The sequence below is a fragment of the Arthrobacter sp. sptzw32 genome (genome assembly GCF_059089735.1).
In genome coordinates this window covers 112,207-131,759 of record NZ_JBNHEZ010000003.1, presented here as the reverse complement: position 1 = coordinate 131,759, position 19,553 = coordinate 112,207, and the positions used below count along the sequence as shown (strand labels likewise).

General features: G+C 65.0%; 21 protein-coding genes and 1 tRNA gene. 14 read left to right on the top strand and 8 right to left on the bottom strand.

Annotation, left to right across the window (positions count from 1 at the left end; genetic code table 11):
* Positions 1–167 precede the first annotated feature (167 nt).
* The 6 genes from AC5RVN_RS07170 (at position 168) to AC5RVN_RS07145 (ending at position 5,432) form a co-directional block, all read left to right on the top strand.
* Positions 168–1,022, top strand: a complete 855-nt coding sequence (locus AC5RVN_RS07170) for a phage holin family protein (RefSeq protein ID WP_494104691.1) — start codon at positions 168–170, stop codon at positions 1,020–1,022.
* Positions 1,023–1,123: 101 nt separating this feature from the next.
* On the top strand, positions 1,124–1,747 hold the full coding sequence (locus AC5RVN_RS07165) for a CDP-alcohol phosphatidyltransferase family protein (protein WP_494137485.1): 624 nt from the start codon (positions 1,124–1,126) through the stop codon (positions 1,745–1,747).
* On the top strand, positions 1,747–2,655 hold the full coding sequence (locus AC5RVN_RS07160; protein WP_494040920.1) for a DMT family transporter: 909 nt from the start codon (positions 1,747–1,749) through the stop codon (positions 2,653–2,655). The genes AC5RVN_RS07165 and AC5RVN_RS07160 overlap by 1 nt, the downstream gene beginning before the upstream one ends.
* Positions 2,656–2,751: 96 nt before the next feature.
* Positions 2,752–3,948 (top strand): glycosyltransferase, encoded by a 1,197-nt coding sequence (locus AC5RVN_RS07155; protein WP_494104692.1) that lies wholly within the window; start codon positions 2,752–2,754, stop codon positions 3,946–3,948.
* A 74-nt stretch (positions 3,949–4,022) separates the two neighbouring features.
* Positions 4,023–4,096 (top strand) — tRNA-Ile (locus AC5RVN_RS07150).
* Between the two features lie 145 nt (positions 4,097–4,241).
* The gene (locus tag AC5RVN_RS07145) at positions 4,242–5,432 is read left to right on the top strand and encodes an acyl-CoA dehydrogenase family protein (RefSeq protein WP_494137484.1); all 1,191 of its coding nucleotides are present in this window, start codon (positions 4,242–4,244) and stop codon (positions 5,430–5,432) included.
* A gap of 31 nt (positions 5,433–5,463) precedes the next feature.
* Here the strand turns inward: AC5RVN_RS07145 and AC5RVN_RS07140 are convergent, their stop codons facing one another.
* Entirely contained in the window at positions 5,464–6,006 is a 543-nt protein-coding gene (locus AC5RVN_RS07140) for a M23 family metallopeptidase (protein ID WP_494137483.1), read from the bottom strand.
* A 433-nt stretch (positions 6,007–6,439) separates the two neighbouring features.
* Here AC5RVN_RS07140 and rpsB point away from each other — a divergent pair, with 433 nt between their 5' ends.
* The 6 genes from rpsB (at position 6,440) to AC5RVN_RS07110 (ending at position 11,467) form a co-directional block, all read left to right on the top strand.
* A complete protein-coding gene (rpsB, locus tag AC5RVN_RS07135) occupies positions 6,440–7,318 on the top strand; it encodes a 30S ribosomal protein S2 (protein WP_494040907.1) in 879 nt (292 codons plus the stop codon).
* Between the two features lie 128 nt (positions 7,319–7,446).
* Entirely contained in the window at positions 7,447–8,283 is an 837-nt protein-coding gene (gene tsf, locus AC5RVN_RS07130; protein ID WP_494040906.1) for a translation elongation factor Ts, read from the top strand.
* Between the two features lie 171 nt (positions 8,284–8,454).
* Positions 8,455–9,192 carry a UMP kinase gene (pyrH, locus tag AC5RVN_RS07125; protein ID WP_104997352.1) on the top strand — a complete coding sequence of 246 codons (738 nt, stop codon included), beginning with the start codon at positions 8,455–8,457 and terminating at the stop codon, positions 9,190–9,192.
* A gap of 127 nt (positions 9,193–9,319) precedes the next feature.
* Complete coding sequence (frr, locus tag AC5RVN_RS07120) at positions 9,320–9,877, top strand: ribosome recycling factor (RefSeq protein WP_494040905.1); 558 nt, start codon at positions 9,320–9,322, stop codon at positions 9,875–9,877.
* Positions 9,877–10,800: a phosphatidate cytidylyltransferase gene (locus tag AC5RVN_RS07115; RefSeq protein WP_494040904.1), complete on the top strand. Its 924-nt coding sequence runs from the start codon at positions 9,877–9,879 to the stop codon at positions 10,798–10,800. The genes frr and AC5RVN_RS07115 overlap by 1 nt, the downstream gene beginning before the upstream one ends.
* An 82-nt stretch (positions 10,801–10,882) precedes the next feature.
* On the top strand, positions 10,883–11,467 hold the full coding sequence (locus tag AC5RVN_RS07110) for a DivIVA domain-containing protein (RefSeq protein ID WP_494040903.1): 585 nt from the start codon (positions 10,883–10,885) through the stop codon (positions 11,465–11,467).
* A gap of 7 nt (positions 11,468–11,474) precedes the next feature.
* Here AC5RVN_RS07110 and AC5RVN_RS07105 read toward each other — a convergent pair whose 3' ends face one another.
* From AC5RVN_RS07105 to AC5RVN_RS07085, 5 genes are all read right to left on the bottom strand, one after another.
* Positions 11,475–12,164 carry a hypothetical protein gene (locus tag AC5RVN_RS07105; RefSeq protein WP_494040902.1) on the bottom strand — a complete coding sequence of 230 codons (690 nt, stop codon included), beginning with the start codon at positions 12,162–12,164 and terminating at the stop codon, positions 11,475–11,477.
* Between the two features lie 82 nt (positions 12,165–12,246).
* A complete protein-coding gene (locus tag AC5RVN_RS07100) occupies positions 12,247–13,713 on the bottom strand; it encodes a sodium/solute symporter (protein WP_494137482.1) in 1,467 nt (488 codons plus the stop codon).
* Positions 13,714–13,720: 7 nt separating this feature from the next.
* Positions 13,721–14,071 carry a DUF485 domain-containing protein gene (locus AC5RVN_RS07095; RefSeq protein WP_494104695.1) on the bottom strand — a complete coding sequence of 117 codons (351 nt, stop codon included), beginning with the start codon at positions 14,069–14,071 and terminating at the stop codon, positions 13,721–13,723.
* The gene (locus tag AC5RVN_RS07090; protein WP_494137481.1) at positions 14,068–14,784 is read right to left on the bottom strand and encodes a LytR/AlgR family response regulator transcription factor; all 717 of its coding nucleotides are present in this window, start codon (positions 14,782–14,784) and stop codon (positions 14,068–14,070) included. Before AC5RVN_RS07090 ends, AC5RVN_RS07095 begins: the two co-directional genes overlap by 4 nt.
* Before the next feature lie 41 nt (positions 14,785–14,825).
* Complete coding sequence (locus AC5RVN_RS07085; protein ID WP_494040898.1) at positions 14,826–16,034, bottom strand: sensor histidine kinase; 1,209 nt, start codon at positions 16,032–16,034, stop codon at positions 14,826–14,828.
* A 183-nt stretch (positions 16,035–16,217) separates the two neighbouring features.
* Between AC5RVN_RS07085 and AC5RVN_RS07080 the strand changes: the two genes are divergently transcribed.
* Both AC5RVN_RS07080 and AC5RVN_RS07075 read left to right on the top strand, forming a co-directional pair.
* Positions 16,218–16,598, top strand: coding sequence for a DUF485 domain-containing protein (locus AC5RVN_RS07080; protein WP_494040897.1), 381 nt, complete (start codon positions 16,218–16,220; stop codon positions 16,596–16,598).
* Positions 16,595–18,211: a monocarboxylic acid transporter gene (locus tag AC5RVN_RS07075; RefSeq protein WP_494040896.1), complete on the top strand. Its 1,617-nt coding sequence runs from the start codon at positions 16,595–16,597 to the stop codon at positions 18,209–18,211. The genes AC5RVN_RS07080 and AC5RVN_RS07075 overlap by 4 nt, the downstream gene beginning before the upstream one ends.
* Positions 18,212–18,290: 79 nt before the next feature.
* On the opposite strand, the gene AC5RVN_RS07070 is transcribed toward AC5RVN_RS07075, so the two are convergent.
* The gene (locus AC5RVN_RS07070; RefSeq protein ID WP_494040895.1) at positions 18,291–18,890 is read right to left on the bottom strand and encodes a hypothetical protein; all 600 of its coding nucleotides are present in this window, start codon (positions 18,888–18,890) and stop codon (positions 18,291–18,293) included.
* Positions 18,891–19,022: 132 nt separating this feature from the next.
* A complete protein-coding gene (locus AC5RVN_RS07065) occupies positions 19,023–19,496 on the bottom strand; it encodes an Lrp/AsnC family transcriptional regulator (RefSeq protein ID WP_494040894.1) in 474 nt (157 codons plus the stop codon).
* Between the last annotated feature and the right edge of the window lie 57 nt (positions 19,497–19,553).

The window sequence follows — 19,553 nt, the reverse complement described above, 5'->3', positions numbered from 1 at the left end:
TGGCCGGGGGCTAAGGGAATTCTCCAGCGTTGTAGGCCGCGCCGTCCGGCAAGCCACGGGGGCCGGTCATTCAACCGAATGATACTTTTGGTGCCGGGGACTGTGCAGCTGCACTTTCCCGCAGCACATGGAAGCCGAATTGGCCATGAAACAGTAAGGCGGAACCGATGAGCGGACGTCACAGCGGGCGGACCAGCCCGGGATTGCGCATCGCTGCGCTGCCCGGGACGCTTAAACTCCTTTTCCGGTTGGCGCCCCGCCAACTGAATGACGAAGTCGCTTTCGCGAAGATTGAGCTTAAGCGCAAGGGTATCCAGGTCGGAGTTGCCTCAGCCTTCCTCGTCGTGGCGCTTGTCTTCCTCCTCTTCCTGCTGGTCGGCCTGATCGTTGCCGCGATCATGGGCCTGGCCACGGTCATGCCGGCGTGGCTGGCCGCCCTGCTGGTCTCTGCGGTTTTTCTGCTGATAGCACTCATCGGTGGCCTTATCGGCATGCGCAAATTCAAGAAGGCGATGCCTTTGCTGCCGGAGGAAACCATCCGCGGCATCAAGCACGACATCGGCATCGCGAGGGAAGGCTCCGCCTACAATCCCGCAATCCTCGATCCGCAAAGCCCCGAGGCAAAAGCGGCCAAGGCTGCCAAGGCGCAGGCCGATGCCAAGGCCAAGGCCGAAAAGGAGGCCAAGGCAGCGGAGCACAACAAGGAATACCCGCAGGCCTCCGAGCCGGACCTCGTCCGCCGCCTCAACCAGCGCCGCCACCACCTCACAGAGGTCCGCGACGATCTCGGCGATGAGCTCGATGTCAAAGCCCAGGCCCAGTTCCTGCTGGCTGCCGCCCAGGGCAAGCTCCACCAGGGCCAGGTTCTCGCCGGGCGGGGCAAGGACCTTGCCGGACGCCGGCTTGCAGCACTCTCCGAGTCCGCCGGAGGCCTGGGTAACCGGTGGAAGCCACTGGCAGCCTTTGCGGCTGCCGGCACCTTGTTCGTCGTCCTGGTCCGCAAACTCCTGAGGACCTACTAGCACCAGGCTTCCTCCCGCGCTGCAGCGTGCAGCGCGGCAGGTCCGTCGGCAGGAACCGTTAGCCCGCGCCCGAGGGGCAGCAGGAAGGAAAGGGGGTCGGGATGAAGTTCATCGGTGCCGGCTCCCGTCCCGGACGCCCCCAGGTGGACCATGACCGCGTGTTCACCATCCCCAACCTGCTCACTGTGGTCCGGTTCATGGGCGTACCACTCTTCGTCTGGCTGGTCCTGGCCCAAAAGGAATACGGCCCCGCCGTAGTGGTCCTGGCCGTGATGGGCTGCACCGACTGGATTGACGGCTACGTAGCGCGCCGCTTTGACCAGGCCTCCAAGCTTGGCCGGGTCCTGGATCCCATCGCGGACCGGCTGGCGCTGATCGCCGTCGCGGTCACGCTGGTGATCGCCGGGATTGTGCACTGGCTGTACCTGGCCGCACTGCTGATCCCGGACGCCGTGCTGCTGGTGCTCACGCTGTCATTCTTCGGCGGCCACCCGGACCTGCCCGTCAGCGCCGTGGGCAAGGTCCGCACCGGCCTGCTGCTCCTGGGCACGCCGCTGCTGGTCCTGTCCCGGCTGGACACCGCGTTCTCGGGCGGGCTGCTCGTCACTGCGTGGATTGTCCTGGGCCTTGGCCTCATTGGGCACTGGATCGCGGCCTACAACTACTTCTGGGCCATCCTGCGCAAAGGCAGAATGGTCCAGGACCACGACGGCGGGACCTCCTGATGGTGTGGGTGGCGGTTGGGCTGGCACTGCTGGGTGCTTTCTGCCTTGCCCTTGGTGCCCAGCGCCAGGGGAGCGCGGTTAAAGCCGACACCGGTGGCCTGGCGCTGAGCTCCAACGGATTCCTCCGCCTCCTCCGTAACCCGCGGTGGGTTTTCGGCCTCCTGCTGCTGTGCGCGGGCATGGCCATGAACGCGGTGGCACTGGTGTCCGCCCCGCTCACCGTGGTGCAGCCGATCGGCGCCATCGCGCTCGTCATCACCACCGTCATCAATGCCAAGGACCAGGACCTCACCATTAACCGCGCGACAGTGGTGGCCATCAGCGCGTGCGTGACGGGCTCTGCGCTTTTTGTGCTTCTGGCCGTCAACGTCACCCAGGAAAACCACCATGTGAGCCTGGATGCCGAACTGACCATCGTGCTGCTGCTGGCCCTCGCCGTCGGACTTTTCGGCACCCTGGCCGTGATGTTCAAGCACCGCATCAACGCTTTTATCTACATCCTTGGCGCCGGCGTCCTGTTTGGCTTCGTAGCAGTGCTCACCCGGATCATCGGCAAACACCTGCTTGATCCGAACGGGCTGTTCCTGCTGAACGTTCAGTGGTACTCGGTGCTGGCCCTCATCGCCGCGGGAGGTCTGGGTTCGTGGTTTGTCCAGAACGCCTACTCCGCGGGTCCGCCGGACCTGGTGATTGCGGGACTTACGGTGATCGATCCGCTGGTCGGGATCGCCATCGGAATTGTCATCCTCGGTGAACTCCGCCCCGATGTCCACGCCGTGATGGCCATTGCCATGGGAACCGCTGCTTCCCTTGCTATCGTGGGGGTAATAGCCCTTTCAAGGCACCATCCCGAGGTTACCAAGCGCAAAAAAGACGCTCGGAAGGCCGCGGGCAGGCCGTCCCACTAGTCCGTCCAGCCACTACACGAGGCCCCCGCCCATAGCGGCGGCCAACCGTGCTGCCAGTGCCAGCTGTCCGCACCGTGACCATCAGGAGTTCTCCACGTGACCACGCCCGCAGACCAGCAGCCCCTGACCATCCTGATCGCCGCGGACACCTATCCGCCCCATATCAACGGGGCAGCCCAGTTCGGATACCGGCTGGCCAAGGGCATGACGGGCCGGGGCCACAACGTGCACGTGCTGGCCTGCCGCGCGGACAACGGGAAGAGCTTCACCGAGTTCCGGTCAGAAGCAACGGTGCACCGCCTCCGCTCGCACGGCGTGCCCACGCATGAGTACTTCCGGATCTGCTTTCCCTGGGAAATCAAGAAGGAAATCAGCCTCCTTTTTGACCGCGTTAAGCCTGATGTAGTGCATATCCAGAGCCACTACATGATCGGTGAGCATGTCCTGTACGAGGCCGACAAGCGGGGCATCCGGATCGTCGCCACCAATCACTTCATGCCGGAGAACCTCAACCCGTTCCTGCCGTTTCCGCAATGGTTCAAGAACATCATCGGGCGGATCTCCTGGAAGGACATGGGCAAGGTGATGGGGCGGGCGGACGTGGTAACTACGCCCACCCCGCTGGCGGCCAAGGCGATGCACCAGCACGCTTTCCTCCGCAAGGTCCTGCCGCTCTCGAACGGCATCGACTCGGCCGCCTACGAGCTTCAGCCGGGCGAGCACATTGAACCGCACGCCCACCCCACCGTGATGTTTGCCGGCCGCCTTGCCGAAGAAAAGCATGTGGATGTGCTGATCGAAGCCATCAGCAAGACGCCCCCGGAGCTGAACGTGCACCTGGAAATCGTGGGTGGCGGCGAGGTGCGTTCCTCCCTCGAAACCCTCGTCCAGCGGCTGGGCCTGGGGGACCGGGTGAAGTTCCTGGGCCTTGTCAGCGACGAGGAGCTGCGGGAGACCTACATCAAGGCTGATCTTTTCTGCATGCCAGGGACTGCGGAGCTGCAGTCCCTGGTCACCCTGGAGGCGATGTCCGCTTCCACTCCCGTGGTGCTGGCGGATGCCATGGCTTTGCCGCATCTGGTCCGCGATGGCGAGAACGGGTACCTGTTTACCCCAAACGACAGTGATGATCTTGCCAAGAAGATCACCATGATCCTTGAGCTGCCAGCGGACCAGCGCGCCGTGATGGGCCAGGTCAGCCGGCAGATGGTGGAACCGCACAGCCTCGAAGGCACCCTGCAGACTTTCGAGGACCTGTACCGGGGGGCGCGCTTCGAGGACAAAGTGGTCTGAAGGCTTTCCCGGGTTTGCTAGAGTAATTTTGCCCTGCCGGCGCATCCCTTTTGCGGTGGCGGGCCAGGGCGTCTGGGGCTATAGCTCAGCTGGTTAGAGCGCGGGACTCATAATCCTAAGGTCCTCGGTTCAAGTCCGAGTAGCCCTACCCAAAGCGCGTAACCGCGGCCGGCACTTGTGCCGGCCGCGGTTTTTTCTTCCTTAAGCGTGCCTGCTGAGGTATGTTACTGAGCAGTAACTTAACGTGCTCCTTCCGGGGCCCCCGGTCACCGCTGATCATTTGCGAGGTAAACATGTCCACTTCCGCTGCCGACCTCAACAACCTGCCTTACGCCGATGGTGACTTTTATGCCTTCGAGCAGTTGCTCAGCGGGAAGGAGCAGGACCGGCTGTCGGAAGTCAGGGAGTTCCTGGCACGTGAGGTACGGCCTATTGCGGTTGACTACTGGAACCGCGCCGAGTTTCCGATGGGCCTGATTCCCAAGTTGGCGGATATTGACCTGGTCAGTCCTGTGCGCAGGCAGGGCCACTCCAACCTGTTTGCGGGCCTGATGCATGCTGAGGTGACACGCGCTGACGCGTCCATTTCCACCTTTATGGGCGTCCATGACGGGCTCTTCACCGGTTCCATTGAAGCGTTGGCCTCCCAGGAGCAAAAGGAGGCTTGGCTGCCGGACATCTATTCGCTCAGGAAGATCGGAGCCTTCGGCCTGACGGAGCCCCTGGGCGGATCCGACGTAGCGGGGGGTACGCGGACCACTGCCCGCCGCGAGGGTGGTTCGTGGATCCTGAACGGGGCCAAGCGCTGGATCGGGAACGCCACCTTCTCCGACTGGGTGGTCATCTACGCACGGGACATCCAGGACAACCAGGTTAAGGGCTTCCTGGTGGACACCCGGCTGGAGGGCTTCCGCGCGGAGAAAATCGAGAACAAGATCGCACTGCGGACGGTCCAGAACGCCGACATCACCCTGGACAACGTGGTGGTGCCTGACTTCTGCAAGCTTGCCCACGCCAATAGCTTCCGCGACGTCAACAAAGTCCTGAAAGTCACCCGCCTCGGCGTCGCCTGGCAGGCCGTCGGCCAGCAGCTGGCTGCCTTCGACGTGGCGCGGCGCTACGCGGTGGAACGCCACCAGTTCGGCCGGCCGCTGGCCTCCTTCCAGCTGCTGCAGAGCCAGTTGGTCCAGATCCTGGGCAACGCCGTCAGCTCCATGGGCATGATGGTGAGGCTGGCCCAGCTCGAGGACGCCGGGGTGGCCAAGGACGAACAGTCCGCCCTGGCCAAGGCCTTCACCACGGCAAGGATGCGTGAAAGCGTTGCCATCGGCCGGAACCTCCTGGGCGGCAACGGCATCGTGACCGACTTCGAAATGGCCAAGATCTTTGCCGACGCCGAAGCCATCTACTCCTACGAGGGAACGCACGAAATCAACACCCTCGTGACCGGCCGCGCCATTACCGGCATCTCAGCCATCGTCTGAGCCGGCGTGGTCCGGTTCCACGGCACCTCAGCTACTGCGGCGGTGCTGCTAGGGGCAGCAGGATGGACGGACGCAGGTCCAGAACAAACTGCAGCGGATTTACGTAGTCCTCGCCCCGTCTGACACCCCAGTGGACGCACGAAGCCCCGGGGCAGTGCCCCGGCAGGACAGTGCCAATAATCTGGCCCGCGCCCACCGCGGCTCCCGCGGCCAGGCTGCTCTCCACCGGTTCAAAGCTGCTGCGCAGGCCGTTTCCGTGGTCAATGGTGATCACCGGCCGGTCCACCACAACCCCTGCGAAGCTGACAGTGCCTGCCGCCGGCGAGGTGACCTGTGCGCCGTCGGACGCTGTTGCCAGGTCCACACCACGGTGGCCGCTGAGCCACGGCTTGGGCGGCGGGTCGAAGTCGCGCAGGACCGGCGGCCGGGGACTGAGCGGCCACTGCCAGGAAGGCGCCGGCTCCGCCGCTGCAGGCTCTGCGGACAGCGGGGGGCCGGCCACCAGCGTCTCGCCGGCGGGGGTAAGGGAAGCGGGCAGCAGGAGCAGGGCCGCGAGCAGGACCGGAGGTTTCATAGCCCCAGCCTGCACCGGCGGGGAACTACCTGGGCAGGGCCAGCCCGGCCTATGTGGATAAGGCCTGGCATAGCGGTGTCCCGTCCTTGGGGCGCGGGTGCCTGTAGTACACTTGATGGAGCAGTTTGCTGCGCCCTCAACGCTGTCCGTCCGGCGGCTATCCCAATGGTTTTTTCCAACGGTATACGCCCCTGTCCGGGTTTGCGTCGGCACGTCTCATTCAGGAGTGTGGGGGAGTGGCAGCTGACTACGCGTATCCAGCCCTCCAGCGGAGGATCATGCTTCTTGCGGTCAGCGCCCCCGGTGCTGATGAGAAGTGCGATGGATGCCAGGAGCAGGGCCCGCCCGGGCCCGGCTAATAAACCGTCAACTATTGGCAGGGTAAGAAGCCCAGGGGCTTTCTCATGAATGACCTGCCGGAAGGAGCGTCGGCATGCCCGTCGTAACCATGCGCCAGCTGCTTGACAGCGGCGTCCACTTTGGACACCAGACCCGCCGTTGGAACCCGAAGATGAAGCGCTTCATCTTCACCGAGCGCAACGGCATCTACATCATTGACCTTCAGCAGTCGCTGTCCTACATCGACCGCGCCTACGAGTTCGTAAAGGCCACCGTTGCACACGGCGGCACCGTTCTCTTCGTCGGCACCAAGAAGCAGGCCCAGGAAGCAATCGCCGAGCAGGCAACCCGCGTGGGCCAGCCGTACGTGAACCAGCGTTGGCTCGGCGGTATGCTGACCAACTTCCAGACGGTCGCCAAGCGCATCCAGCGCATGAAGGAACTCGAAGAGATCGACTTCGACGACGTCGCCGGCTCCGCGTACACCAAGAAGGAGCTGCTGCTCCTCAAGCGTGAACTCACCAAGCTCGAGTCCAACCTCGGCGGTATCCGCAACCTGACCAAGGCACCCTCCGTGCTCTGGATCGTGGACACCAAGAAGGAGCACCTCGCCGTTGACGAGGCCAAGAAGCTGAACATCCCGGTTGTGGCCATCCTGGACACCAACTGCGATCCGGACGAGGTCGACTTCCCGATTCCGGGCAACGACGACGCCATCCGCTCCGTGAACCTCCTGACCCGCGTTGTTGCCGACGCCGTTGCCGAGGGCCTCATCGCCCGCAACAACCGCGCCACCGGCACCACCGAGGCTCCGGAAGAGCCGCTGGCCGAGTGGGAGCGCGAGCTCCTCGAAGGCAGCAAGGCTGAAGAAGCTGCTCCCGCCGCTCCGGCGGAAGAAGCTGAAGCACCCGCTGCTGCCGAGGCAGCTGCCCCGGCAGAAGACGCTGCTGCTCCGGCTGAAGACGCCAAGTAACAAATAAATCCGGATTCTCCTGCGCCGCCCTGCGGTGCCGGAGCTGCTGACAGGATGGCGGCCCACCAGGTGGGCTGCTGTCCTGTCGGTCCGTACACCACCATAAATTTCTAGACAGAGGGGTTCACATGGCGAACTACACTGCCGCGGACATCAAGGCCCTGCGCGAGCGCACCGGCGCCGGCATGATGGACGTCAAGAAGGCTCTTGACGAGGCCAACGGCGACGCCGAGAAGGCCATCGAGATCATCCGCATCAAGGGCCTCAAGGGCGCTACCAAGCGCGAGGGCCGCTCCACCGCTGAGGGCCTGGTTGCCGCCAAGGTCAGCAACGGCGTCGGCGTTATGATCGAGGTCAACTGCGAGACCGACTTCGTGGCCAAGGCTGACAAGTTCATCCAGCTGGCCGACAAGGTCCTGGCCGTTGCCGTCGAGTCCGGCGCAGCCGACCTCGAGACCCTGCTCGCCACCGAGGTTGACGGCAAGCCCCTCTCCGAGGTCGTCGTCGAAGAAGGCGCTGTCCTGGGTGAAAAGGTTGTTGTCCGCCGTGTCTCCCGCGTCGAGGGCGCAACGGTTGACGCTTACCTGCACAAGACTTCCAAGGACCTCCCGGCCCAGGTTGGCGTGCTGTTCGCTGTCGACGGTGAAGGCGAAGCCGCTGGCACCGCCGCCCACGACGTTGCAGTGCACATCGCTGCCATGGCTCCGAACTACCTGACCCGCGAAGACGTCCCGTCAGAGCTGGTTGAGTCCGAGCGCCGCATCGCCGAAGAGACCGCAAAGGCCGAAGGCAAGCCCGAAGCCGCCCTCACCAAGATCGTGGAAGGCCGCGTGACCGGCTTCTACAAGGGTGAGGTCCTGGTTGACCAGGCATTCGCGAAGGACGCCAAGAAGTCCGTGGCGCAGGTCCTCGAAGAGGCCGGTGTCAAGGGAACCGCGTTCACGCGTTTCCGCGTCGGCTCCTAGTCGAAACAGCAAGGGGGTGGCCACTTCGGTGGCCGCCCCTTTTGCATGCGCGGGGACGCCCGCCTGGGAACCTGCCCCGAACGGGACAGGCTCGAATGGTGCGGGCCCGAATGGGTCCCCGGCCGCGCAGCAGGATAACCTTTTTTCAGAGTTCACCAACGGGAAGGCATCATGGAAGCCGTCAACACTGTAGTCCAGCCAGAGAAAAGCCGACGCCGGGTCCTCCTGAAGCTTTCCGGCGAGGTCTTCGGCGGCGGGAAGCTGGGCGTTGACCCTGAGACCGTCCGGGACGTCGCCAAGCAGATCGCAGCAGCCGTCCCCCAGGTGGAGGTGGCGATCGTGGTAGGCGGCGGCAACTTCTTCCGGGGCGCCGAACTTTCCCAAAGCGGCATGGACCGCTCAAGGGCCGACTACATGGGCATGCTCGGAACGGTCATGAACTGCCTGGCCCTGCAGGATTTCCTGGAGCAGGCCGGCGTGGAGACCAGGGTCCAGAGCGCCATCACCATGGGACAGGTGGCCGAGGCCTACATTCCGCGGCGCGCCATCCGGCACATGGAAAAGGACCGCGTAGTCATCTTCGGCGCCGGTGCCGGACTCCCGTACTTCTCCACCGACACCGTTGCCGCCCAGCGGGCACTGGAAGTGCACGCCGACGTCGTCCTGATGGCCAAGAGCGGCGTGGACGCTGTGTACACGGCGGACCCTAAAAAGGATCCCACTGCCGAGCGGCTCGAAACCCTCAGCTATGACGACGCGCTCCGCCGCGACATCCGCGTGATGGACCAGACGGCGATGACCATGTGCAAGGACAACAACCTCTCGATGGTGGTCTTTGGCATGGAAGGCGAAGGCAACGTTACCCGGGCCATCCTCGGCGAGAAGCTGGGCACCCTGGTCACAGCCTAGCTGCGGCTAGGATGTCTTCAGGACAGTTCCGCCCCTGCCTGTGTGGCCAGGGGCGGAAGCAGTAACAGAACCACGTTTGTGCATGGACCCGGTGGCCCGGACTGCACCAGAATCTTCAGGAGAAACCGTGATTGAAGAAACCTTGCTCGAAGCCGAAGAAAAGATGGACAAGGCTGTTGAGGTAGCCAAGGAAGACTTCGCTTCCATCCGCACCGGCCGGGCCAATCCGGGCCTCTACAACAGGGTTCTGGTGGACTACTACGGCTCACCCACGCCGCTGCAGCAGCTCGCCTCGTTCGCCATTCCGGACGCCCGCACCATCCTCATCACCCCCTTCGACAAGACGGCCCTGCGCGACATCGAACGTGCGCTCAGTGATTCCGAGGTGGGTGCCAACCCGTCCAACGACGGCAACGTCATCCGGATCACCATTCCGGAGCTGACCAAGGAACGCCGCAAGGAATACGTCAAGATCGTCAAGACCAAGGGCGAGGACGCCAAAGTCTCCATCCGCAACATCCGCCGCAAAGCCAAGGAAACCCTGGACAAGCTGGTCAAGGACGGCGAAGCCGGTGAAGATGAGGGCACCCGCGCCGAAAAGGAACTTGACGGCCTGACCAAAGCGCACGTGGACGGCATCGACGAGCTGCTCAAGCGCAAGGAAGCAGAGCTGCTCGAAGTCTGATGGGCCAGGCAGAGCAGGCCCCGGCACAACGGGCGCGCACACGGGGGAAGCAGCCCAGGTCCAACCCGACGCCGAAGGCCGGACGGAACCTGCCGGCTGCGGTGGCGGTGGGCCTTGCCATGCTCTTCGCCGTGCTGGGCGGGCTGTTGTTCCTCCCTCTCGGCTTTGTTGCTGTCACCACCGCGTTCGCCGTTTTCGGGGTCTGGGAGATTTACCGTGCCCTGGAGGCGAACGGCACCAGGATGCCCATCGTGCCGGTAATAACCGGCACGGTGGCCATGCCCTTTGCCGCCTACTTCGGCGGGATCGAGAGCCTGCTGTTTGCCATGCTGCTGAGCTCGGTGGCCGTGCTGCTGTGGCGGTCCATCGAGAGTGCCGCCGGCTCAGCCAACAGCATCTTTGCGGGCGTCTTCACCCTGGGCTGGGTGCCGTTCTTCATCAGCTTCGCGGCACTTCCGCTGCATGCTTCGGGCGGTGCCACCCCCGTAGGACTTTGGCCGGGAGGGATGATTCCCGACGGCGCGTGGCAGGTGGCGGTCATGCTGCTGCTGGTCGTATCCAACGACACCTTCGGCTACCTGGTGGGCGCGTCATTGGGCAAGCACCCGATGGCGCCCAAGATCAGCCCAAAGAAATCCTGGGAAGGCTTCGCCGGCTCCATCGGCGGCGCCATCCTTATAGGCGTCCTGGCCAGCCTCTTTATGCTGGACAAGCCCTGGTGGGTGGGTGTGGTCCTGGCGGTGGGACTCGTAGCCGCATCCACAGCCGGCGACCTCGCCGAATCCATGGTCAAACGCGAGCTCGGCGTCAAGGACATGAGCAGCATCCTGCCGGGACACGGAGGCGTGATGGACCGCCTGGACTCGATCGTCTTTGCAGCCCCGGCGGCCTTTGTCCTGTACGGCCTCGTCTCCGGGGCCTGAAACACAACCCCCGCCGGACACCCGGGCACCCCTAGACTGGCGCCCGGGCGGTACGGCTTGAGAAGCATCGAAGGAATCATCAGTGGCATTGGACATTCATCGGCAGATCCCTGCGTCCTTTGAGCGCGTGCAGCGCAGTGATTACGGCTACAACGCCAAGCAGGTGGACCAGTTCCTGCAGCGCGCGCGGGTGTCGCTGGAGAACCCCGGCGCCGCGGCGGAGCCGGTCAACAGTGCTGACGTCAGGGCGGTTTCCTTCGACCCCGTCAAGGGCGGTTACTCCGCTGCCGTTGTTGACGCGGCCTTGGACCGCCTCGAAGATGCCTTCGCGCGCCGTGAGCGGGACGAGTTGATCGCTGCCCGTGGCGAGGAGGCGTGGCTGCGCGAGATCGGCAACCTGTCCGGGATCCTCCGCGGCCGGCTGCACCGCCCCGACGGCGACCGCTTCCGCCGCCCCGCAAAGAAGAAGGCGCGCAGCTACAACACGGTTGACGTGGACCGGCTCTGCCGCGAACTTATTGCCTACCTTGAGCAGGACAAGCCACTGAGCGTGGACAACGTCCGCCGGGCAGTCTTCCGTCCCGCCGTTGGCCGTGACGGGTACGAGGAAACCCAGGTTGACGCCTTCCTCGACCGTGTGGTCGAACTGATGGCAGCCATCGACTGAGCCGCCTTCACACATCCCCGGGCGGAGTGGGGGAGAGCGGCTTGAACCTGCGCCAGATATTCCGGTAGGCCCGGTAACCATAGACCGACCACGCGGCCACGAATGCCAGGCCCGCCACCGCTCCAACGACGACTGCCACCGCTGTGCCGGCTCCCAGGAGCGACAACAGCAGGCCGGACAGGATGGCGATCAGGGCTGCGTTCGCAGCAGTCATGAAGATCATGCTGCTGCCCAGCACATGGCTCAGGGAATTCCGGTTCCCGAAGAAGAAGTAGGTCCTCCCGGAGCCGGCCTCGTCATCGTGGCTGGCGGCCATCAGGTACGGCGCTATACCGGGGTCAAGATCCACGTAGGCGGCCCGAAGCCGGTTCATAGCCGTCACATACATCAGGTCCTCCTGCGCGACATTCATAACGCGGATCTGGGTAAGGAGTCCCATGGCCACGTCAATGCACAGAACGATCACCGCAAGCAGGACAAAGGCTTCGGAAAAGCGGGTTGCCTGACCCACCAGTGCCGCACTCACCACACTGGCGGAGGTAAAGGTAAGGAACATGCTGATCCGGGTCAGGACCTCGCTCTGGGTGGTGCTGCGCGATGCCAGCAGGCCCCAGTGTTCAGTGGCGAGCAGCTGGGCCCGCACCGACGGAGGAATGCCATCCGGCGTGCCGCGCGGCCTGCCGTCCTCGGTGGACATGGCGTTATTGTCTCCCATCCCGGGGAGCAGCGCGAGGAAAAAGCAGGCCACGGCGGCGTCCGGCTGGATCAGCCGGGCCTGTTCACCGCTCGGTGGCCAGCGGCCGTTCCGGAGTGTGCAGGCGCGTCATGACCCGGGACATCGTCCTGGGCACCCTGTTGGCGGTGGCGCGGGAAACAACCACCATCACTGCGAAGGCGGCCGGTACTGTCCAGGCGGCAGGCTGCGCCAGCCAGGGCGAGAGGTTCGACGCGCCGGCCACTGAGCCTGCGATCATGGCGCCGCCGCAGAGGACCCCGCCGGTCAGCATCCCGGCGATGGCACCGGCGTCGGTCAGCGCCCGCCACCAGATGCCGAGCAGGAGCACCGGGCATACGGTGGAGGCGGTGAACGCGAAAACCAGGCCCACGCTGCCGGCAAGGGCCAGCGAGTCCGTCATGGCGGCAAAACCCAACGGCACCACGATCGAGATCACGGCGGCCAGCCGGAATCCGCCCACGCCCGCGCCCAGCACATCCTGGCTGATAACTCCGGCAAGGGATACCACCAGTCCCGACGTCGTGGACAGGAAGGCGGCAAAAGCGCCGGCCACCACAAAGGCCGACAACAGGTCGCCGGCGGCACCGCCCACCAGTTCGCCGGGGAGCAGCAGCACCATCGCATCGGCCTGGCTGGTGCGGGCGAGGCCTGGCGCGAACATCCGGCCCACCAGGCCGTATGCCGTGGGGAACAGGTAGAACACGGACAGCAGCCCCAGGACGATCAGCGTGGTGCGCCGGGCCGAATGCCCGTCCGGGTTGGTGTAGAAGCGGACCAGCACGTGGGGCAGCCCGAGGGTGCCGAACAGGAGGGCCACCAGCAGGGACACGTTCTGGTACAGCCCGGCGGGGGCCAGGGAAGTGGGATTTACGGAGGGCGCTGACAGTGCAGGGGTTCCGTTCCCCGCCAGCATAAAGATGATGAAGAGGATGGGGACCGCCAAGGCGGTGAGCTTGAGCCAGTACTGGAAAGCCTGGACAAAAGTGATCGAACGCATGCCGCCGGCAACCACCGTCAGGCACACCACAACCACCACAGCCACCGATCCCACCCAGGACGGCAGTCCGGTGGTGATCCGGATGGTCAAAGCGGCTCCGTGCAGCTGGGGCACAATGTACAGCCATCCCACCAGCACCACCACGAGGCTGGTGACCTTCCGGACAGCCCGTGAATCAAGCCTGGCCTCCGTGAAGTCAGGAATCGTATAGGCGCCGGAGCGCCGCAGCGGCGCTGCAACAAACAGCAGCAGCATCAGGTAGCCGGCCGTATAGCCCACCGGAAACCACAGGGCATCCGTTCCGGACAGCAGGATGAGCCCGGCAACACCGAGGAAACTCGCGGCGGACAGGTACTCGCCGCCAATGGCGGAGGCGTTCCACCAGGGCCGCACCGTTCGGGAAGCAACGTAGAAATCCCCGGTGGTCCTTGAAATGCGCAGGCCGTAAAAACCAATCACCGCAGTGGCCACCGAAACCACCGTGAGCGCGGCTATGGCCACGCCGGGGTTCACGGTGCCCTCACTGGTCCTTGGCCAGGTCGCGGTACCGTGCCTCGTTGCGCGCAGCGGTGCGGACGTACAGCCAGGCGCTGAGTCCGATCAGGGGGTAGATGCCTGCGCCCAGGAGGAGCCAGTCAAAGGGAATCCCCGCAACGCGGGTCTCCGCCAGCCCCGGCACCACGGCCAGCAGCAGCGGGAAAGCGCCAAGGATCAGCAGGAACCCGGCAGCCACCACCAGCGCCAGGCGCAGCTGCGACCGGATCAGCGACCTGACGAAGACCTGCCCTACCTCGGAATCCTGCGCCGCTTCCCGGCTGTCCCGGGGAGGAAGTGCAGCGGAACGGGGGGCGGTAACGCGTACCCTGCTCATGCGTGCGGCCTGATCCGGGTGGCCCCCAGCTTTTCCCGCACCGTTGGCAGGTGGCGCCGGCTGATGGGAAGGCCGGCACCTGCAACGGTGACGCAGGGACCGTCCGCAGCCAGCTTCATGGACGTAACGTGCTTCAGGGCAACGAGGTAGGAGCGGTGCGTCCGGATGAAGCCGGCGTCGGCCCACTGCTGCTCAAGGTCCGCCAGCGGCACCCGGATCAGGTAGCTCGCATCAGCCGTGTGCAACCGTGCATAGTCGCCCTGGGCCTGGACATAGGTGACGTCGTCACGCCGGATCATCCTGGTGGTACCGCCCTGGTCAACGGTGATCATCTCCGGTGCCGTACCGCCGTCGCGCAGTTCACTGATGCGCCCCACGGAGCGGGCCAGACGTTCGGCCCGGACCGGCTTAAGCAGGTAGTCCACAGCGGCGAGTTCGAAGGCCTTGAGCGCGTGGTCCTCGTCCGCGGTCACAAAGACCACGGCGGGCGGATTCCGGCTCCCGGAGATGGCGCGGGCAATATCCAGCCCGGAGACCGCCGGCATATGGATGTCGAGGAATACGGCGTCAACCGGGCTGGCTGCCAGGGCCCGGAGGGCTTCGGTGCCGGAGGTGGCGCGGAGGACGGTGCCGATGCGGTCGTCCCGGCCGAGGAGGAATGCCAGTTCTTCAACGGCGGGCAGCTCGTCATCGACGACGAGGACGTAAATCATCTTCCTAGGGTACGTTCCCGCCTGGCGCCTGGTGTGCGGGGTCACGCGTCGTGGCCGGGTTGGGACTTGGGGACCCGCATGGTGATCAGGGTCCCCTCCCCGGGGGCGGTGTCGATGACCAGCCCGTGGTCGTTGCCGTAGACCTGGCGGAGGCGGGCGTCCACATTCCGCAGGCCCACGTGCTCGCCGTCGGTATGGCCGGCCAGTATGGACTGCAGCTGCGCAGGGTCCATGCCCACGCCGTCGTCCTCAATAGTCACCTCGGCGAAGGCGCCGGCGTCGTTCGCGCTGATGCTGATGTGCCCCGGCCCTTCCTTGGCCTCCAGCCCGTGCCGGACGGCGTTTTCCACCAGCGGCTGCAGGCTGAGGAAGGGGATGACGGTGCTGAGGACCTCCGGGGCCACCCGCAGGCTGACCTGGACGCGCTCGCCAAAACGGGCACGTTCCAAAAGGAGGTAGCGATCGATGCAGCGGAGCTCCTCGGCGAGCGTTGTGAAGTCGCCGTGCCGCCGGAAGGAATAGCGGGTGAAGTCGGCGAACTCCACTACCAGCTCCCGGGCCCGGGCAGGGTCGGTGTTGATAAAGGAGGCGATGGCGTTGAGCGAGTTGTAGATAAAGTGCGGGCTGATCTGGGCGCGCAGCGCCCGGACCTCAGCCTCCATCAGCAGTGTCCGTGATGCGTCAAGCTCGGCAAGCTCCACCTGCACGGCCACCCAGTCGGCCACTTCTGTGGTGGCCCGCACCAGGCCCGCGCCGGCTGTCGGGGCGAAGGCAGCGACCGCCCCCACCACGCGGGTGCCGGCCCGCACCGGGGCGATCACCGCCGCGAGCGGCCCGCCCGTACCGCGCTTCGGGGCACCGCCCGGTCCGGTGGGATAACCCGCCAGCAGCACCGCAGTCCGCCCCCCAGCCAGCACCCCTTCGGCAAGGGCCATCAGTTGCGGTTTCAGTTCCTCGCCGGCACCGTCCCACGCGAGTACGCCGGTGGTGTCTGTGATGGCCAGCGCGTCGGAACCGAGCAGCCCGCGCAGCTGCTTGCCGGCTTTTGCCGCGCCGGCGGGGTTCAGTCCGCGCCGGAGATGCTGGCCGGCCTGGGATGCCGCATGCAGGGTGTGGTACGTGGCGCGTTCGGCGTCGGTGCCGAGGTCCCGGAATGAGCGCAGCACCTTGAGTCCCACGCCGACGACGACGGCGACGGCCATGGCGATCACTGCCACCGCCGCGGCAGTCAGGAGGGGGGAGTCAGGCATGGTGCCCAGCGTAGTGGCGGGTGCCGTTTGGCGCAGCATCCCGACCGTTGAGCGACCGCCGGCGGGCCGGGTATGGCTTGTACTGCCCATCGCCCGCAGAGTGATTGCAGTCACACTTGCGGTAGCCCTGACTGGATTTGCCGGCCGGTGTGTGTCCAAGGCAAGTCTCAATGAGGAGGAACGATGGGTAACGATGCCCACACTCCGGACGCAGCGGCGTCCGTGGACTTTGAACAAGTCCAGTCGACCGGGCAGTTCCAGGAACTGCGCAAGCGTCACCGCAGCTTTGTCTTTCCCATGGCGATCGCATTCCTGCTGTGGTATTTCGCCTACGTCCTGCTGGCTGACTACGCGGTGGGCTTTATGTCCACCAAGGTCTGGGGCAACATCAACGTCGGGCTGATCCTCGGCCTGCTCCAGTTCGTCTCGACGTTCGCGATCACCAGCTGGTACGTCAGCTACTCAAACCGGAAGCTGGACCCCATCGCAGCGGAGATCCGGAACGAAATCGAGGGGCATGAATTTGATAAGGACGGCAACCGCGTGGGCGAGGTAAACAAATGATCGGGATTGCCGCAGCGGTGGACGTCGCCGCGCTCAAGGACACCACCCTCCTGAACATGGGCGTCTTCGCCCTGTTCGTGGCCGTGACCATGGTCATTGTTTTCCGCGCCAGCCGGAACAACAAAACCGCGGCCGACTACTACGCCGCAGGCCGGTCCTTCACCGGCTCACAGAACGGCACGGCCATCGCGGGGGACTACCTCTCGGCAGCGTCGTTCCTGGGCATTACCGGTGCCATCGCCGTCAACGGCTACGACGGTTTTATGTACTCCATAGGCTTCCTGGTGGCCTGGCTGGTGGCACTGCTGCTCGTGGCCGAACTCCTGCGCAACACGGGTAAGTTCACCATGGCGGACGTGCTGTCCTTCCGCCTCCGGCAGCGGCCCGTCCGCATCGCCGCCGCCATTTCCACGCTGGCCGTCTGCTTCTTCTACCTCCTGGCCCAGATGGCAGGGGCCGGAAGCCTTGTTTCGCTGCTGCTGGGCATCAGCGACTGGGGCGGCCAGGCCCTGGTGATCATCGTCGTCGGCGGCCTGATGATCATGTACGTTCTCATCGGCGGCATGAAGGGCACCACCTGGGTGCAGATCATTAAAGCAGTCCTGCTTATCGCCGGCGCGGCCGTCATGACCATCTGGGTCCTGGCGATCTACGGCTTCAACCTTTCCAGCCTGCTGGGCGCAGCAGTTGAGACGGCCAACAACCCGGCCGTCCTCAACCCGGGCCTGCAGTACGGCAAGACCGAAACCTCCAAGCTGGACTTTATGTCCCTGGGCCTCGCGCTGGTCCTTGGAACCGCCGCCCTGCCGCACGTGCTGATGCGTTTCTACACCGTCCCCACCGCCAAGGAAGCCCGCAAGTCCGTGGTGTGGGCCATCTGGCTGATCGGGCTCTTCTACCTGTTCACGCTGGTGCTCGGGTACGGCGCCGCCGCTCTCGTTGGTCCCGACACCATCCGGACGGCACCGGGCGGTGTGAATGCCGCGGCCCCGCTGCTGGCCTTCTACCTGGGCGGGCCGCTGCTGCTGGGCTTTATCTCGGCCGTGGCCTTCGCCACCATCCTCGCCGTTGTGGCAGGGTTGACCATCACCGCCGCCGCATCCTTCGCCCACGATATCTACGCAAGCGTCATCTCCAAGGGCAAGGCCGACGCCGACACCGAGGTCAAGGTGGCCCGGCGCACTGTGGTGGTCATCGGTGTCCTGGCCATCCTGGGCGGTATCCTCGCCAACGGACAGAACGTGGCGTTCCTCGTGGCGCTGGCCTTCGCCGTCGCCGCCTCCGCCAACCTGCCCACCATCGTCTACTCCCTGTTCTGGCGGAGGTTCACCACCCAGGGTGCGGTCTGGAGCATGTACGGCGGGCTTGGCGCCGCGATCGTCCTGATCATGTTCTCGCCGGTGGTCTCCGGCGGCGCGACCTCAATGATCAAGGACGCCAACTTCGCGATCTTCCCGCTGAGCAACCCCGGCATTGTGTCCATCCCGCTGGCGTTCTTCCTCGGCTGGCTCGGAACCGTCCTGGACAAGAAGCGCGAAGACACCGCCAAGCAGGCCGAAATGGAAGTCCGGTCCCTGACCGGGGTCGGGGCAGAAAAGGCAGTCAACCACTGACCCCTGACTCAAGGGTTACCCGGCATCACGGAAAGAGCCTCGGCGCTGCGGCGCCGAGGCTCCTTCGTGTGCGGGGGAGTCAGGCCTTGGGCCGGAGCTTGATGTTGGTCATCTTCAGGTCCTCGGTACCTTCGAAGCGGTAGGCCAGGTCCACTTCCTTGCCCTCGCAGGTGATGACACCTGCCACGTCCGCCGCCTTGGTCCCGTTCTCGGTTCCCACCTGGAGGTCGTTATACGTCGGCTTGCAGGAATCGTCCATCTCCAGGGTGTCCACTCCGGCGATGAACGCTTCCTTGGACAGCTGTTCCTTCAGGGCAGGGTCAAGGTACTCGTCGTAAGCCTCTGAGCTTCTGCCGCTGATGACCATCTTTGTGAAACCGTCAGCAACGCCCCTCGCCTGGTTGGTGGCACTTCCCACCACGTTAACCAGGATGATGACGCCCAGGACCACCAAAAGCAGGACACCGCCGATCGCCGCCAACACAATCCACAATTTCCGCCGGCTCTTGACCGGAGGCTGCCGGCCCGGCAGGCCAAACGGGCCCGGTTCCCCATACGCCCCGGCGGGAGCCTGGTAAGCCTGCCCGCTGTAGCCCGGCACTTGCTGCGGGGGCAGGGGCGGCTGCTGCGGCGCCTGCCCGGGCTGTCCCGGCTGGTACGGTTCCTGAGGATTGCCCAAGATCGAGCCTCTCCGGCGTGATGCATGGCACCCGCCTGGTTGCGGGGACCTCCCGGCACCCGTGAATAACTTGCAACAGCCTATATTCCCGCGCTGCCGCCGTCGTACTTCCACGGCGATCCGCCGGCACTGTCAGCCGTTTCGCGGGCCCCGCTCCAGGAGGGGCTGCATCCGGAAGGGGATGAGCTCACCCATCGCCAAGGCAGTGTCCGTCCGGTCCACGCCGTCACACGCCAGGATCTTCCCGTTGATGCGGAAGAGGTCCTCGGCGTCCAGTGCCACCACCCGGAGCAGCAGGTCGGCCGGACCGGTGAGCCCGTAGCCTTCGAGGATCTCCGGAATCCCGGCCAGTGCCGTTGCCAGCCCGGCGAGCTTTTGCTGCTGGACGTGGACGGATATAAACGCCATCAGCGGATATCCCAAGGCCACGGGATTGATCCTGCGTTCGAAGGAAAGGAAAACGTGCTTCTTCTCCAGTTGGGCCATCCGCGCCTGAACCGTATTCCTGGACAGGCCCAGCTTTTGGGCCAACGCCACCACCGTCCGCCGCGGATCCTGGGCGAGGGCGGACAAAAGGCGGGTGTCAGTGCCATCCAGAGCCTGCATAGTGCGCAACGTTAGCACCGTCACAAGCCGCCACACAGAGCATTGTGCTAAATAACC